At 40.7% G+C, this 2,307-nt stretch carries 1 protein-coding gene; it reads left to right on the forward strand.

Features of this window, described 5'->3' with window-relative positions; all coding sequences use genetic code 11:
- Positions 1-497: 497 nt before the first annotated feature.
- A partial coding sequence (locus tag VGT41_06415) for a hypothetical protein (GenBank protein HEV2601895.1) occupies positions 498-2,307 on the forward strand: 1,810 nt, incomplete at its 3' end.

A 2,307-nucleotide genomic window follows, 5' to 3' on the forward strand; every position in this document is an offset into this window, starting at 1 on the left:
CCTTCTCTAACCGTCATGGTGAGAGAGCCTTGGCGAACGTAACCATCCAGAAATAAATGCGCCGGTAAGGCGCGACAAACAGGTTTGATAAGTCACAGGATTGCCTTTCTCCGATTCTTATATTTTGTAGGAACTCTTGTAGGCTAGGATAATTTGGTTCACACGGCCTAGAGTTAAAACAAAAAATTCTTGAAGTTAAAGAAATACTGGCAGACCAATACGAAAAAGCGATGACAGAGGCGTTTATAATCAGTTCGATTAATGCTGGTTGATGCGTCTGGGATGATACGATATTTTTTGGCATACGTGATGAATTTTCGCAATTATTACCAGTATAATCGTGAGGCTGCGCGTGTGGCCTCTTTTTTATAGGCTTTAACGTGCAATGTAATCATTCTATTTTCGATACAATGTAATACCTATTTTCTCTCTTGATCTTGTGATCTTTCTTGATATACAGTAACCAATATGTAGCAATTCTAAAAAAGGAAGAGGTCATGAGAGTCAGCAAGCGCGCTGTTTTTCTTGTTTTGTTATTTCTCCATATTTCCCCGCTGTGTTCTAATAGTTTCACCACTGATGATGGGCAGTTCGCACAGACACTTGCTGCTGAATTGCATGCTATGGAAGAAGCTGCAAAGAAATATGAGCTTCATCGCACTGAAGAATATAAAAATGCAGCAGCAAAGCATTGTGCTAATCGAATACGCGATCATATGAATGAGAAAACACAAAAGCAGCTCATGACCGATTTCAGCAAACGGTTATTCCCGCCATCATCTTGCGAACCTACATCAAACCCATCTCATGCATCGGATGCACATGAGCCTCCTTGCACACAGGCTAATCCATCACCAAGAACGCCACATCATGCTAATTACAACACGCATCATCCCTGCGTCGATGCACCATATATTTCTTCTTCAGGAACATCCCTAGTAGATAAAATGGGAACTGCGAGTCAAAGGCTTGGTGCTTATGCACAACACCGTGACCGTATTGAAGCACAATGTTCATGGGCCCATAATCGATCTCAAGCACTTGAAAAAGAAAATAAACAAATAAAGTTTACTCTGATGCACCAGAAGCTACCAAAGGACTTTCAACAATCGTTTGAAAAGCGAGGGTTACTTGAAAAAGCCTTTGCGAAAGGCGTTGAGAGATCTCAATATAAAGAGGAGTTTTATCTCGATCTGTTGGAAAAGTGTGGGGAATATTTTACCCATGAACAATTAGTGCAACATCAATATGCGCAGATGCATCGTTGGAAAGAGTATCATAATGAGGAATTTAGAAAGTTTTTACAGACATTTGCTTTATATAACGATTATGTCCTTGAGATTGATAAGCATTTTAAAACATGTACAGGGTGCTGTTTTAAAAAAGTACATGCATGTGAGACGAAAGCATATCATTGTATTGCTAATCAAGCAGCTGCGTTGCATAAAAAATACGAACAAGCAAAAAATCAGGCACAGAAATTGCATGCCTATAATGCTCATCAACGCCATTTATGTATGCAAGAGATTTTTACAAGTCAGATGCCAGACCTTGATGCTGTAGCGTTAGAATGGCAAGAGACTCGTCCCGAACGTGCGCAAGCATATAATGAAACAGTTGCAAATCCTAAAAAATTAGCACAGCAAAAATATACAGTTTCTCCGGAGGCGGCAGACTGTTTATTACATCATGGATTTGACCCGACAGATTATCAGGAGTTATACGGTAATCCATTACAGCATGAGCTGTTTCGTGAACTGCTTGATGGCATAGAATTTTTAGCACAGCTTCCCCAAGTTGATCGTGCAACGCCGTTTGATGTTATGGCTCGCACAGCAACATTAGAAACATTTGCTGATGCACGCAAAGTGAATGAGATGGGAGATTGTGTAGGCGCATCAAAATTGATTGATTTTGGCGTATCTCTTTTGGAGTATTCTGCTGCGGCAGTAGGAGGTCTTGGCAGTGGAGTCTGGAAAGGCATAAAAAAGACGGGCACTGATATTGCGCATATAGTGTGCCATCTAGATCAGGTGGTAATGGCATTGGGCCTTGTTGTGGTACACTTTGCAGATTTGATATATAACTATGTGCCATTTGATGATGTAATGAGCACTACATTTGATGAGCAAGATTGCGAGCGAATTGCAAAAAATTGGGCAAAGCAATCCAATAAGGCAGTGAATTGGTGGAAAAAAACACCTGCTCACGATAAGATGCATCAAGTTGTTGAAGTTCCTGTTGGTTTTTTGACCAACGCGATTCTTTTTGGTTGCTGTGCATCGTTTGCAAGCAAATTAGCAACGG

This window comes from Candidatus Babeliales bacterium (assembly GCA_035944115.1).
Taxonomy (GTDB): Bacteria; Babelota; Babeliae; order Babelales; family Vermiphilaceae; genus DASZBJ01.